General features: G+C 62.6%; 14 protein-coding genes and 1 pseudogene. 7 read left to right on the forward strand and 8 right to left on the reverse strand.

Annotation, left to right across the window (positions count from 1 at the left end; translation table 11 throughout):
• Positions 1 to 33 precede the first annotated feature (33 nt).
• The 6 genes and pseudogenes from ABD719_RS17000 (at position 34) to ABD719_RS17025 (ending at position 7,008) form a co-directional block, all read left to right on the forward strand.
• Positions 34 to 1,170: a glycosyltransferase gene (locus tag ABD719_RS17000; RefSeq protein ID WP_344694556.1), complete on the forward strand. Its 1,137-nt coding sequence runs from the start codon at positions 34 to 36 to the stop codon at positions 1,168 to 1,170.
• The gene (locus ABD719_RS17005) at positions 1,167 to 2,282 is read left to right on the forward strand and encodes a glycosyltransferase (RefSeq protein ID WP_344694557.1); all 1,116 of its coding nucleotides are present in this window, start codon (positions 1,167 to 1,169) and stop codon (positions 2,280 to 2,282) included. Before ABD719_RS17000 ends, ABD719_RS17005 begins: the two co-directional genes overlap by 4 nt.
• A 46-nt stretch (positions 2,283 to 2,328) precedes the next feature.
• The gene (gene gmd, locus ABD719_RS17010; protein WP_344694558.1) at positions 2,329 to 3,366 is read left to right on the forward strand and encodes a GDP-mannose 4,6-dehydratase; all 1,038 of its coding nucleotides are present in this window, start codon (positions 2,329 to 2,331) and stop codon (positions 3,364 to 3,366) included.
• Entirely contained in the window at positions 3,366 to 4,223 is an 858-nt protein-coding gene (locus tag ABD719_RS17015; RefSeq protein WP_344694559.1) for a GDP-mannose 4,6-dehydratase, read from the forward strand. The genes gmd and ABD719_RS17015 overlap by 1 nt, the downstream gene beginning before the upstream one ends.
• 221 nt (positions 4,224 to 4,444) lie before the next feature.
• Entirely contained in the window at positions 4,445 to 5,836 is a 1,392-nt protein-coding gene (locus ABD719_RS17020; protein ID WP_344694560.1) for a sugar transferase, read from the forward strand.
• A gap of 154 nt (positions 5,837 to 5,990) precedes the next feature.
• Positions 5,991 to 7,008: pseudogene (locus ABD719_RS17025) on the forward strand (IS481 family transposase).
• Between the two features lie 125 nt (positions 7,009 to 7,133).
• On the opposite strand, the gene ABD719_RS17030 reads toward ABD719_RS17025, so the two are convergent.
• The 8 genes from ABD719_RS17030 to ABD719_RS18740 all read right to left on the reverse strand — a co-directional run bounded on the left by ABD719_RS17030 (position 7,134) and on the right by ABD719_RS18740 (position 13,601).
• A complete protein-coding gene (locus tag ABD719_RS17030; protein ID WP_344694561.1) occupies positions 7,134 to 7,313 on the reverse strand; it encodes a hypothetical protein in 180 nt (59 codons plus the stop codon).
• A 1-nt stretch (position 7,314) separates the two neighbouring features.
• Positions 7,315 to 10,356, reverse strand: coding sequence for a MobF family relaxase (gene mobF / locus ABD719_RS17035; RefSeq protein ID WP_344694562.1), 3,042 nt, complete (start codon positions 10,354 to 10,356; stop codon positions 7,315 to 7,317).
• On the reverse strand, positions 10,353 to 11,186 hold the full coding sequence (locus ABD719_RS17040) for a hypothetical protein (protein WP_344694563.1): 834 nt from the start codon (positions 11,184 to 11,186) through the stop codon (positions 10,353 to 10,355). Before ABD719_RS17040 ends, mobF begins: the two co-directional genes overlap by 4 nt.
• 26 nt (positions 11,187 to 11,212) lie before the next feature.
• Positions 11,213 to 11,500, reverse strand: coding sequence for a hypothetical protein (locus tag ABD719_RS17045; protein WP_344694564.1), 288 nt, complete (start codon positions 11,498 to 11,500; stop codon positions 11,213 to 11,215).
• Between the two features lie 389 nt (positions 11,501 to 11,889).
• Complete coding sequence (locus tag ABD719_RS17050) at positions 11,890 to 12,054, reverse strand: hypothetical protein (protein ID WP_344694565.1); 165 nt, start codon at positions 12,052 to 12,054, stop codon at positions 11,890 to 11,892.
• A 16-nt stretch (positions 12,055 to 12,070) separates the two neighbouring features.
• On the reverse strand, positions 12,071 to 12,427 hold the full coding sequence (locus tag ABD719_RS17055; RefSeq protein WP_344694566.1) for a hypothetical protein: 357 nt from the start codon (positions 12,425 to 12,427) through the stop codon (positions 12,071 to 12,073).
• A gap of 504 nt (positions 12,428 to 12,931) precedes the next feature.
• Positions 12,932 to 13,399: a hypothetical protein gene (locus ABD719_RS17060; protein WP_344694567.1), complete on the reverse strand. Its 468-nt coding sequence runs from the start codon at positions 13,397 to 13,399 to the stop codon at positions 12,932 to 12,934.
• Positions 13,380 to 13,601, reverse strand: a complete 222-nt coding sequence (locus ABD719_RS18740; protein WP_425567201.1) for a hypothetical protein — start codon at positions 13,599 to 13,601, stop codon at positions 13,380 to 13,382. The genes ABD719_RS17060 and ABD719_RS18740 overlap by 20 nt, the downstream gene beginning before the upstream one ends.
• A gap of 144 nt (positions 13,602 to 13,745) precedes the next feature.
• Between ABD719_RS18740 and ABD719_RS18745 the strand changes: the two genes are divergently transcribed.
• Positions 13,746 to 14,003, forward strand: coding sequence for a helix-turn-helix domain-containing protein (locus tag ABD719_RS18745; protein WP_425567202.1), 258 nt, complete (start codon positions 13,746 to 13,748; stop codon positions 14,001 to 14,003).
• Positions 14,004 to 14,052 lie beyond the last annotated feature (49 nt).

A 14,052-nucleotide genomic window follows, 5' to 3' on the forward strand; every position in this document is an offset into this window, starting at 1 on the left:
AGCCCGGTCGATTAATAGATATTGGAGGTTAGTTTGCGCGTTGCGTTCGTGCATTATTGGTTGGTCGGCATGCGCGGGGGCGAGCGGGTGTTGGAATCCCTGTGCCGGATGTTCCCCGACGCAGACATCTACACGCACGTCGTCGATCGTTCCAAGATTTCCCGCCTCCTAGCATCGCACCGCATTACCGAGACCTTCATCGGACGGCTGCCTTTCGCCAAGCGGTGGTACCAGAAATATTTGCCGCTGATGCCATGGGCACTCGAAGCGCTCGACCTGACCGACTACGACCTCATTATTTCCAACGAAGCTGGGCCGGCAAAGGGGATCATCCCTCCCCCGGATGGGGTGCATATTGCCTATATATGTTCCCCGATGCGTTACATCTGGGACAAATATTACGTCTATCGTGGTGCCGCGGGGCGTCTGACCCGCTTGTTGATGTTGCCGATCGCCCACCGGCTACGGATCTGGGACACGGCATCGGCTGCACGTGTCGATCATTTTCTGGCGGATTCAACCTTCGTGGCGCAACGCATTGATAAGTTCTGGCGCCGTGATGCCGAAGTGCTGTTCCCGCCGGTGGCGGTGGACGAGTTCCATCCGGCTGCCGCCGAGGATCTCGAGGACTATTATCTCTGGGCGGGCGAATTGGTCAGCTACAAGCGGCCGGACCTCGCCATCGAGGCGTTCCGGCGCAACGGCCGGCGACTGATCGTCATCGGCGAGGGCGCGCAACGCGCCATGCTCGAACGAAATGCACCATCCAATATCACTTTCCTTGGCAAGGTCGGCTTTGCCGAACTGAAACGCCACATGGCGTGCTGCCGGGCACTGATCTTTCCAGGAGACGAGGATTTCGGGATCATCCCGGTCGAGGTGCAGGCGTCTGGCCGCCCAGTGATCGCCTATGGCCGCGGCGGTATTCTAGACACGGTGATCGACGGCAAGACGGGTATCCTCTATCGCGAGCCCGGCGCCGATGGACTGGTCGCGGCAGTCGAACGGTTCGAGACGAGTGACCTGGCCCATGGTGCGACGGACGCCTGCGTCGCCAACGCATCGCGCTTCACCGAGGCTGCGTTCCAAGACGGGGTACGGGCCGCCCTTGCCCGTTGCGGCATCACTTGGACCCCGCCCGTATCGGTGGCGGAAAAGGATCCGGCATGACACGATTGCTGGTGGATGCGCGTGTTGGCTGGGGATCGGGGATCGGCCGGTTCATCGTCAACGCCGTCCCCGGGGTCGCCCGCGCGATGTCGGATGCCCGTTTCGACGTGATGGTGGAGGAACAGGATGCTCGGCGCGCGGCAGCTGAGTTGGGCGAAGTACCCAACATTGCCGTGCGTCCCGTGGGGCTCCGAGCTTTCTCCCCCCGTGAACAGATCGCCCTGCCGAAGATGGCGGCAAGATATGACCTTACCTGGTTTACTAACTACTGGGTACCGCTGGCATGGAAGGGGCCGTTCGTGACGACGGTCCACGATCTGCTCCACCTTGACCGCAATCTGTTTCCTGCCTCGTTGATGAAGCGGGCGCTGGCACGGCAGACCTTCGCGAAGGTTCGGCGCGATGCGCGCGCGGTGATGTTCGACAGTCGCTTCTCAGAACGCGTCTTCCATGACCGAATTGGGCTACCTGCGGCAAGCCATACGGTACATCTCGGTATCGACCATCGAGATTGGCCCGCGATCCCTCCCCGGCCATGGATCGAGAAAGAACGTCGCATCGTCGTGGTAGCGGCGGCAAAGGCGCACAAGAATTTCCGGATGATCCTGGATGCCTGGACCAAGGCGGATATTCCTCCCGATTGGTGCCTGACTATCGTCACGCCAAACGAGCAGTTGCGTTCGTCGATCGACGTCGCCGCGCTGGCGGCCGGGCAACGGAGCATCGATCTCCGCCAAGGTATCGGCAACACCGAACTGCGCGACCTCTACGACGCCGCAGCGGTGGTGGTGACGCCGTCCCTGTACGAGGGGTTCGGCTTTCCCCTGCTCGAAGGCCTGCAGGCAGGTGCGTGGTGCATCAGTTCGACGGCGGACTCGATGGTCGAAATGGCGGAGGGCACCTTTGCCCAGTTCGTCAACGGGCGCGACCTCGAAGGCTGGATCACTGCGCTAGAGGATACCTGCGCAGCGATCGACCAGAACCGCTTCGACCATGCCCCGCTGGTCGCACGCAACATCGAACGCGTATCCCGCTACCGGTGGGCCGTCACGTGCGATCAGATCGTCGCGGTGTTGCGCGACGCACTAGCCCCTACAACCATTCGTGCGTGACCACACGTGTTACGCCTTCTCCGGTTTTCAAGGACTCAGCTACCCCATGACCAAAACGGCGATCATCACCGGCATTAGTGGCCAAGACGGTGCGTATCTCGCAGAGAATCTACTGGATCGCGGCTATACTGTGTACGGCACATACCGTCGGACGAGCTCGGTTAACTTCTGGCGGATCGAGGAACTGGGAATCGCGAACCATCCCGGGCTCAAGCTGGTTGAATATGACCTGACCGACATGGGGTCGGCGATACGCTTGCTGGTCCAGTCGGAAGCGACCGAAGTCTATAACCTCGCCGCGCAGAGCTTTGTCGGCGTCTCGTTCGATCAGCCACTTGCGACCTCGCAGATCACCGGGCTGGGAGCGACCTATTTTCTGGAAGCGATCCGCACCGTGAACCCGGCGGTCCGCTTCTACCAGGCTTCGACCTCGGAAATGTTCGGATTGGTCCAGGCCGTTCCCCAGCGCGAGGATACGCCCTTCTACCCGCGCAGTCCCTATGGGGTCGCCAAGCTGTACGCCCATTGGATGACGGTCAACTACCGCGAGAGCTTCGATGTCTTTGGCGCGAGCGGCATCCTGTTCAATCATGAATCACCGTTGCGAGGACGCGAGTTCGTCACCCGCAAGATCACCGATACCGTTGCCAAGATCCATCTCGGCCAGGCCGATGTGCTGGAACTGGGTAACCTCGATGCCAAGCGCGACTGGGGGTTTGCTCGTGACTATGTCGAAGGGATGCGGCGCATCCTGCAACATGATGTTCCCGACACCTTCGTGCTGGCGACCGGACGAACCGAGACGGTGCGCGACTTCGTCTCGCTTGCCTTCAAGGAAATCGAGATCGAAATCCAGTGGTCGGGTCGTGACGCCGAGGAAATCGGAACATGCACCAAGACCGGCCAAGTCCTGGTCCGCGTCAATCCACGCTTCTATCGCCCGGCGGAGGTCGAATTGCTGATCGGCGACGCCGCCAAGGCGAAGGCCGAACTCGGCTGGGAAGCAACAACGGGCCTCGAAGAATTGTGTGCGATCATGGTTCGTGCCGACCTGAAGCGCAACGCCGCGCAACGTTCCTTCTGATGCGGATCGCGATCACCGGTGCGGCGGGATTTACCGGACGGCATCTTGCCGGGTATCTTGTCGCACGGGGCGACGAGCCGGTCGCGCTGTCCGCCGACGTGACCGATGTCGATGCGGTGAAGCGCGAGATTGCCGACGTCCGGCCGGACGCCGTAATCCATCTGGCGGCAAAGGCCTTTGTCCAGTCGGACGATGTCCAGTCCTTCTACGCCGTCAACCAGATCGGAACGCTCCACCTCCTCGACGCGATCACGTCAGCCCGGCCGGGGATCACCGTTCTCCTGGCGAGCAGTGCGCAGGTCTATGGCGCGCAGGCGGCCGGGTTGATCGACGAGGAGGCCGCGCTGGCGCCGTCCAACCATTATGCGGTCAGCAAGGCAGCGATGGAGATGGCGGCCAATCTCTACAGCAGCCATATCCGGTTGATCGTCGCACGGCCGTTCAACTATACCGGGGTAGGTCAGCAGAACCGCTACCTTGTTCCGAAGATCGTGTCGCATTTTGCGAAGCGCGCCGAACGGATCGAACTCGGCAACCTCGACGTACAGCGGGACTTTGGCGACGTGCGTGCCGTGGTCGCCGCTTATGCCGGTCTGCTCGGCGCTGCGCCCGGCATCTACAATGTCAGCAGCGGTGCATTGCACAGTGTGCGCGATCTCCTTGGCGCACTCACCCGTCTGACCGGCCATGACTTGGCGGTCGACGTCAACCCGGCCTTTGTCCGTCCCAACGATGTCCCCGTACTCGGCGGACGGAACAACCGATTGCGCGCGGCCCTGCCCGACTGGCAGCCCCTGTCGATCGACGATACGCTGGCCTGGATGCTCGACCATGCCGCCACATCGGGAAAATCCTAGGGATAGGAGGGATAGGGACGCCGCAACGACACCTCCAGACCAACTATGCTACCGTCCTGCTGTGCAAATACTGTAGGCGACCGCGTTCCCGACGAATATATGCGGTTCCTCGACTATCTGGCATCATTGCGCGGCACCCGGCCTCGGTTAACGGTGGGTTTCTATCCTTCGCCATGGCTGCTAGTGAGAACGTGCCATCGAAGGTCGCGAAAAGGCAGAGCGTGAACGTTATCGCCCAGAATATGCAATTCGCTGCCGCGATGCCGCCCGAGCGGCCACGAAAGGGCTTGTTGCGGTTACGCGCCTACGGAATGCTGCTGGCGACCGACCTCGTCATGATGGCCGCCGCCTTCCTGCTGGCCCATATGATCTATAACATCAACACTCCAACCAGCCCGCATCATGCCACGATCATGTACTCGCTGCTCGCGCCCCTGTTCGCCGGCATGGCGATGCTGAACCGGGCCTATAACTCGGAGGCGCTCGAATCCAGTCGCATCAGCGTATCGCGGGCTGCCCTGTCGCTGGTATATGCCGCCGGCGCGATCCTGTTCATTACCTATTTCCTGAAGGCAGGTGGCGAACTGTCGCGTGGCGTCTTTGCCCTTGGCCTGACTGGGTCGATGATGCTGATCCCGGTGGGACGCTTTCTCCTTCATCGGCCGCTGCTGGTCATGCTCGGTGGCTCTCCCGATACGACCATCATCGTTCGGGACGGCGTACGCTACGATCCTAATCCCGGAGAAACTGTGGTCGATACTGCCGATCTCGGTTTTCATACCGAGACCAGCGACCCCGCGCATTTCCACATTCTTGCCCGCATTACTCGTCATGCCGATAGAGTAATCGTCGCAACCTCACCAGAACGTCAGGTCGAATGGTCTTCGATCCTGAAAAGCCTGACCGTCGATGGCGAGATCATCGTCCATGGCAACCATTTGGACGGTGTCATCAGCATCGGTGAACATGCCGGACACAAGACGCTGATCGTAACGACCGGGCCACTGCGGATGCAGGATCGAATCCTGAAGCGGTTGCTAGACCTCTCCATCGTCGTGCCGGCCTGCCTAATCCTAGCGCCGTTGATGGTCCTCATCGCGATCGTAATCAAGCTCGAGAGCAAGGGCCCTGTATTATTCAAACAGGACCGCATCGGTCGCGACAATCATATTTTTGCGGTTTACAAGTTCCGCAGCATGTACACGTATATGTGCGATGCCGCCGCGGTCCAGTTAACCCAGCGATCCGATCCGCGGGTCACCCGAATTGGCTCGTTCATCCGCCGCACCAGCATCGACGAACTGCCGCAGTTGTTTAATATCCTGCGCGGTGACATGAGCGTCGTCGGACCCCGGCCCCATGCCCTGTCGGCCAAAGCCGCAGGCAAGCTCTATTGGGACGTCGATCCGCGTTATCGGCATCGTCATGTCATCAAACCTGGATTGACCGGGCTAGCCCAGGTCCGAGGTTACCGCGGTAATACCGAACGCTATGAAGATTTGACCAATCGTCTAGTTGCCGACCTAGAATATGCGGCACGCTGGTCCCTTGCTGGTGATATTCATATCATCCTTAAGACACTCGGCGTTCTTGTCCACAATAACGCTTATTAGCCAATTACTATTATACCTTTTGTTCTAAAAATCGATGATCCAAGTTTAGATAAATTAGCTTGAACCTTCTAGCTATGCTTCGCAGCTGGGCCCCTAGATGTTTGGTCCCGGTGATTGATGGTGCAATAACCACAAGCGAGTGGAAGGAAGCGCTATGGGCCAGATTCTACACGGGAGCGCCACGACGACAAAGGTCGTGCGTCGAGCGATACAGCATAGTGAAGAGAGCCTGAGGGCTCTAACGAAGCGCCACAGCGTCAACCAGAAGACGGTGGCCAAATGGCGCAAGCGTTCATCAACGGCTGATCTGCGGACCGGGCCCAAAGAGCCCAGGTCAACAACGCTGACAATTGAGGAGAAGGCGGTAGTCGTGGCGTTCCGGCGCCACACGCTGCTGCCGCTGGATGACTGCCTCTACGCGCTGCAGGCAACGATCCCACATCTGACGAGGTCCTCGCTTCACTGCTGCTTGCAACGTCACGGCATCAGCCGATTGCCTGAAGTCGATGGCGACAAGCCCGCCCGGAAGAAGTTCAAGGCGCACCCGATCGGCTACTTCCATGTCGATCTTGCCGAGGTGCGGACCGAACAGGGTAAGCTCTACCTGCTGGTTGCCATCGACCGGACGTCCAAGTTCGCCTTTGTCGAGTTGCACGAGAAGGCCACTCGTCGGATCGCCAGCGACTTCCTGCAGCATATTGCCGTGGCCGTACCGTACCGGATCCACAGTGTGCTCACCGACAATCCTGTCCTGAGCGAAGTTGAAGGGGGCACCCACTACACCGATCCAACCGGCGATGGCTGGACGACGGAAGACATCAAAGAGATGCGCGCGCAGAAGCTGCCGTTCCGCTGCCACTCCTTCGAACTCGCTTGCGCCGATCTCGACATCGAGCACCGCCTCACCAAGGCGCGTCACCCGTGGACGAATGGTCAGGTCGAACGGATGAACCAGACAATCAAGGAGGCGACTGTCAAGTGCTACCACTATGAAATACACGATCAGTGGCGACAGCAACCTCACCGACTTCGTTGCGGCCTACAACTTTGCCCGCCGCTTGAAGACACCCCAAGGGCTCACGCCATACGAAGCCATTTGCAAAGCATGGACAGACGACCCAAGCCGGTTCATCTCAAGTCCGCACCATCAATCGCCGGGACCAAACATCTAGTCGGCGACTTCGCCTAGCTAGCCGCTAGCATACCATTCAAGATAAATCCCGTCCTCACGCACTCAAACGACGACATCGCCCGCGCAGCAATGCAAGTAACATACCGTCTCGACTCGCCGGTTGCGCTAGTCGACGCCGGCCAGCGCACACCAGGGGCCGACACCGAAAGCACCGTCAGCCTGGACCTGTTCGCTGAAAAGCCGGTCGAGGGTAGCCTCGAACTGCTTGGCGGGCCGGTGAACGCAGGTGTTAGCGACACTGGCGAAATCGCTTCGCGTGAAAAACAGGGTGATTGGCTCCATCACGCTACATGTCCATGTCGTAATCGTAGCTGATCTCGGGCTCCAGGTCCTTGCGCGCAAGCTCGAGCCGTTCATGATGGGTGGGCCGCGCCGGAGCGGTCCGCTGGTCGCTCGCCACGGCAGCGAGCGCATCCGGCTGCTCCAATTGGGGCTGCCGCAAATTCTCTCCGATCGCAGTCAGCGCGGCACTCATGACGTCAAGCAACGCCGCATCCCGGTCAACAGCCTGCTCGGGCCGCGGCAGTTCGTCCGTCACGGCATCGAGCCGTTCACCGCTGGGCGGGGTACGTTCCGGTGCCAGATCGAGCGCATGCGGCACATCGCCACGATGCGTCTCGATCGCCTCAACGAGTGCTGCCCGGTCGTCGGTGTGCAGCACCATGTCTTCGCGCGCACGGGTCTGGAGGACATAGTAGAGGCTCTGGCTGTTGAGCAGCCGGTCGTGGCTGTCCATCACCGTGATCGCACGATCGACGGTGATGCCTTGCGCACGGTGCATGTTGAGCACCGCGCCGTGTCCGAGCCGCTCGCGCATCGGATCATCGGGGCCGATCACGTGATCGCGTGCACGGCCGGACAGATGCAGGCTGTCGCCCTCGATCCGCTCGACCGTGACCGCGGTGCCGTTGACGATCCCGCGCGACGTATCCCCCCCAGTGAAAATCAGGCGATCGCCCTCACGGACTTCGATGGTGTCCGGCACCGACAGCGCCGCGCCTTGGCCGGCATGATGCAACCAGCCCGGCGTAAACACGCGCGTCGCGCCGTCGCGCGCCAGCTCGACCGTGCCGCGCACGGCGTCGACGCCGGCAACTGCATAGGAGCCAGGCACGAGCCCTGCCTGATGCCGGTAGATGTCGAGTTGCATACCCGGCGCCCAATGCCGCGTCTGTCGTAGCTCCTCACGCGTCAGATTGAGATTGTCCCAGACCTTCAGCGTGACCGCATCCGGACCCAGCGCGCCTTCCTCCAGCAGTCCGTCGCGCACCGCGCCCAGCACCGCTTCACGCAAGGCATGACCTGAGGTGAGAAGCGCGATGCGGTCGCGCTCGTCGGGCGCGACCGCTAGATAGTGGGCCACCGCGGCCGCGGCCGGATCGGTGTTCTCGCGCACACGGTCACCCAGCAGGGCAAAGGCGTCACCGACCCGCCCCTGCCGCGCCAGCATTGCCGCCTCGCGCAGCGTATCAGTCTGCTGGCGACGGTTTTCCGACAGACGCGCGGTCGGCATGCCGGCGCCCTGCAGCAGCGCGAACGGTCGTCCGGCGCCAGGTGCTGATATCTGCTTCATGTCGCCGACCGGCACCAACTTGGCGGCTCCTCCCACCGCCATGATCCGGGTAAGCGCGGCGAACTGCCGTGACGACACCATCGAAGCTTCTTCCAGCACGACGAGCTTGCCCTGCACCAGCGCTGACAGCGCTTCATTGCCACGTACCCGGTCGCCACGGTCGCCGTGCGCCTGCAACACCGAGGCCAGCGAGCGCATCTCGAACCCCCGCCCGCCCATTTCCTCCATCAGCTTGTTCTGCGGCACCAGCACCAGCATCCCCACGCCGGCCTCCGCGCAGACCGCCGCGACGATCTCGAAGAGGAACGACTTGCCGCTACCCGCATCGCCCTGCACGAGCTGGATGCTGTTGTCGCCCGCCAACATGGCCAGACCCGCGTGGCGCTGCTCGTCGGCCAGCGTCACGCCACGGGCCTCCGCGGCCCGGGTCAGCGCGTCTTTCGCGGCCGCGCCGTCCAGGATCGGCGTGGCGCTCCCGACCCCGTCACGTACGGCTTTCAGGATCGCCTTCTCGGTCGCCAGTATGTCACGTGTCGTCAGCCGGTCGGCGTGCATGCCGCCACGCGGTCCCGCGATCAGGATGCCGGCAGCCTGAAGCGCATCAATCCGTGCCTCGATCGTGCGTACGGTTGCCCCCTTCTCTGCCATGCCGAGGCTCGCGGTCATCAGGTCGTCGTGTCGGAAACTTGCCGTGCGTTCGCCGAGATGGCGCACGCCCGCTGCCACGGCATAGGCGCTGGCAAGGTCGCCGCCCCGCCGGACATCGTCGAGGCCGCGCAGCAAGGGTTCGGACCGGGGGCCGAATGCCTGCGTCACCCGCTCGATGAGTGCCGTACCCCATTCGCGTACCGTACCCCGCACCGAGCGAGGCAGACCCATGTCCCTGGCAGCATCGACCACCGCGCGTACCCGCTCGCCGTGCACCAGCGCCTTCTCCGCCCATAGCGCCCGCGCCGCTTCGGCGTCGCCCGCCTGCTTGGCGTCACGCGAGCGTACCGCAATCGCCTCCATCGCGCGCGGCGAGGACAGCCCCAATTCGTCGGCCTTGCGCAGGATCTCCTCGCGCCTGGCACTGAACGCCTCGATCACGCCGCGCGGGATGCCGACGATGTCGAACTGGCCGTGCTTGCCGTTGATCTCGGTGCCGTAGCCGAGCTTACCCAACTCGGCGCGCAGCTCGGCATGGTAGGCCGCGCCGATCAGCGAGGACTGCTTCCAGAGCGCCGGGTTGTGCAGCGCCACCCAGGTACCGTCACGGCGCTGTGCGGCGTTCGCGATGACGACGTGCGTGTGCAGGTGCGGGTCGAGCTTGCGGCTGAGATCGTGCTGGAAGCCAGCGTAGACCAGTCCCCCAGGTTCGATGACCGCGCCGGCCTTGCCCACGCGTGCCTGGCCGAAGCGGGCCTCTGCCCACGCCATGGTTGCCGACACCGCTCTGGCGTGTGCGGCGACGACCCGCGCATCGCTGCCGATCAGCGCGACCAGCGACACCGATTTGGGCGCATTGAAAGTGAGTTCGAAACCCTTGCTGCGCCTGCCGTTTCCGCCTGCCGCGATCGTCACGTCGCCCGGCAGTCGGCCCTCCAGCACGGCAGTGAAAACGCCTGCCTCGACATGCCCCGACAAGCCCAGCGCCGCGGCACCCTCCCCGCCCCACACGGACAGTCCCTCCTGCTCGCCGGTGTAGTAGTTGTCGGCCGCATAGTAGGACGCCGGATCGCCCCCGCCCGCAAGCTTTGCCGGGCGGACCGTCACGGCGTGATCTGCTCGAGCGGTGGCACCCAAAGCCGGCAGGGAAAATGCTTCGTGACCTCGCGCGCATGGATCACGCAGCGGCTGTAATCGCTGCGGAAATTCGGGTTGTCGAGCAATGCTCTCGTCTCGGCCATCAATACCCCCGTCGCACGACCGTCACCGGCAAGCGTGAATGCCGCGTCCATCGCCCGCGTGTTCCCTGTCAGACGGATTGAAAGCCATCGCGTCGGCGAGGTATCGGCCAGCAGCATACCGAGCGCGACGAGCAGCAACAGCATGCCGCCGGCACCCGCCGCAGCTGCCCATCGGCGTTTCTTGTGCCAGGCGCGCAGCGTCTCCACTTCGGACTTCAAGGCCTCGATCTTTTTGACGAGAACGTCCTCAAGATTTTTGAATGCTGCGGCCTGTTCCGTGCCTGCGGTTTCCCATACCGTTTCCATGGCATCGAGCCGCGCCGTATGTGCGGTATCATGCTCGGTCAGCATGGTCCGGAGATGACCGGTCCCACCCGTTTTTGTGATCGTATCCTTGATCCCCTCGAAGCCTTTCGAGATCGACGTCGGCAGCTCATCGGCGAGCCGTACGACCAATGAATCGAACCGCTTGAACAGCTCCTTCAGCTGCGTCATCAGCGACCCTGTCGCGGCACCTTGCACGACCTTGTCCACGTGCCCGTTCGCACCCTGCCCGGACCCTTCGCGCCCGGCCTGTTCCTGAACGATCCGCTCGACCAGATCGCGAACCAGCAGGCCACGTCGGCGCGCCTCGGCATCGAGCCAGGCGTGGGTCTCGGCGGACACGTCGATGCGCCGGCGCACTGGCTCACTCATCGCCGCAGCCGTTCGCGCGCTTCGGCCTACATCCGCGCCGCCAGATCACGGCCGCGCTGCCGCATGTCGGTGAGCCTTGCCTTGGCATCTGGGCCACGTCCGGCCTGCGCCTCGACCATTGTCTCCAGCCCGGCGCGCAGCTTGGTCAGCTGGTCGAGCAGGATCTCGTCGAGGGGCAGCAGCTCGTCATCAAGTGCCCGCACCAGTGTATCCGCCACCCAGGCGCTGCGCTGCTTGCCGACCTGCGCGGCGCGGCGTTCGATGCCTGCTAGTTGCTCCGGTAGCAGATAGACCGTGATCGGTACGCGCGCCATCGAATGCCCCCTTTTCCCGCTCAGGAGTGTGCATGGGACCATTCCGGGGCGCAAGCATCCGGGCAGAGCAGGCAAACGGAAAATAGCTGAAAACTTGAGGTAGCGGCTCTGTGCTACGCTTGGTCCACGTGGTCCACGCACAGAGCGACGTATGGACCATTCACCCGTAGCCCTTGCTTTCTGCCGTTTTTTCGCACCCGTCAGGGTGCATCAGGTGTGCTCACCTACCTTTTGCCTATCCTGATGGCGTCACTGGTCGTTTGATGACCTCGGCATCGTTCCGGCATTCCGTGGGGCATCAGGCCGGCGTGACAGCCGGCCAGCAGAGCATATTTGTCCGGAAAACCCGGGCAGTGCCTGATCGCCGCGTTACCTTGTCTGTCGACCGATCAATCGAACGTGGCGGGACAGGGATGGCTGGGCGATCGTTCGAACGCAATATCGATCTCGCCGACACCCGCCATATCGAGGGCATCGAGGATGCTTCTGCGGGGCGGCTCTGCATCCTGCGGTAACGGCGTCTCAGGCATGCGGTTACCGCGATCGTCGGTCATACGTGTATCCTGTTCGTCAGCGGCTTGGATCGTCGTCAGAATAGCCCGCTCGTGCGTTCAGCCATGCCGGTGCCAATGCGGCGAACTGTACGTCGTCCAACGTCCCTGGCGACAGCACCTGACGGTCGCATACGGCGCGCCGGGTTAGCGTGATCAGACGGGCAAGCCCGGGCGTCTCGAAGGGGTGATTGATTGCAAGCTCGTGGGTGCTGTTTTCCGCGGTGATGGCAAGATGGAAGATGCGATCGAAAGGCCCCGCCGGCGCCGGTTCGGGCCGCTCGAAAAAGTCGATCGCGTCGGCATCCCGAACAGCGCCGACCAGCCCGCCGGCGCGATCTGCGACACCGACCGGAGATCCTCTCAGGTCGCACACCGTAGGGGCTGAACCATCCCGAAATACCGCAGACGATCCCGTCCCCGGTTTGCTCGTTTTGCCGATCGGCGACCAAGTTGACCTCGTGGTTGAACGCGGCACTTTCGGGTGGTGCCTGCCAGGCTGCGACCGCATCGCCAAGCGTGTGAGACACGTCCTCAATTCTCATCGCACGGCGCGCGGAAAGGCAGTCGCGGACCAGCCTGATCAGTACTGCGGTCGCGGGGTCCGGGAACTGCTCTGAAAATGTCAGCAGGCGCGCTCTGCCGCCATGGCATAGCCGCACATGCCAGGTCCGAACATCCGGCTCTGTAGACCCGCTGCGAAGCTCCTCTCGCGTGAAGAACGCAGCAGCATCGGCTGCGCGAAGCATCGTCACGACCCGGTGCGGATCAAGCGAACCGAACGAGACGGTCTGCTTGGTCGCAAGGTCAGGAAATTCACTGCTCCCGCCGGACACCCTGATACCAACAAGGTCGCCGAAACGGTCCGATCGCGACACCGTCACGCCTGCCTCGCAGCATCGTCGAGACCGACGCCTTCGGCCCGCTGCCGTCCCTTCCGCCTCGCATCCCACGCCACCTGCACCGCATTGGCCAGATGGGCGCGTTCGATCCGATAGCCGGGGTCATCACCGTGCAGGATGGTGAGGTGCATCAGCGCCTCGTCGAACACCGCTTCACCGACCGCGGCACGGACACCACGCAGCCAGCGCGGCGAGGCATGGGGATGACGACCAAGCCACCAGCCGCGTGCCTGATCGAGCCCGACCGTTACCAGCCAAATGATCAAAAATACCGCCGCAACTATTGCAGAGCGCCTGCCGCCGAATAGCGCCAGCGACAGGATCAGCCAGCTGATCGGAGCGGCGAACAGCGAGATGCTGAACGGCACCACCGCCAGCCGGCTGACTTCCCAGCGTGCGAGTAGCCGGTCGAACCATGGCACCGCATCAGTCGCGCCAGGGGTCATGCCCGCCTCCCATGCCGGTTGGGAACGGATCGTGCCAAGTGGTACGATAATCGTCGAACGCCGATCCCGAACGATGCGGATCGTGATGCCAGCTATCGTGACCATGGTTCGACAGGTCGGTGCCGAACGGGTTGCCGGCGACGTCGACCCCACCGGTGATCGGCAACCCTGTGGCGGGGTTAATCGTCGGTATATCATTCATCGGCGATGCGGTGGTGGACGTGTGCCAGTCATCGAAGAACGATGCGATGCGGTTTAGCAGTCCCACGAGGTTCGGCCTCCCTGTGACGATGACTGGGCAATATACGCTTTCCGCATTTGTATCAAGCCGCGCTAGTGCCCTGCCATGCCTGTATCCCCCGCCTTGCCCGAGCTTCACGCCAGCATTGTAGCTGCCCTGACCGAGGCGCGGCATGATGCAAAGCTGCGTCAGGTCGATCTGGCGAGACGGCTCGGCTGGCAGCAGGCCTATGTGTCGCGGTACGAAACCGGCGAGCGGATGCTGGCGATCGATGAATATGTTGCGGTCGCGCATGCGATCGGAATCGATCCGGTCGCGCTGCTCGCCCGGATACTGGTCCATGAGGGAAACGGACCAAAGTAGAACGGAACCCCGCTCCTGTCCTCTGGACGCGTTTTCCGAAGCTTGCCAT

Origin of the sequence: Sphingomonas cynarae (assembly GCF_039537815.1) — a bacterium.
Taxonomy (GTDB): Bacteria; Pseudomonadota; Alphaproteobacteria; order Sphingomonadales; family Sphingomonadaceae; genus Sphingomonas; species Sphingomonas cynarae.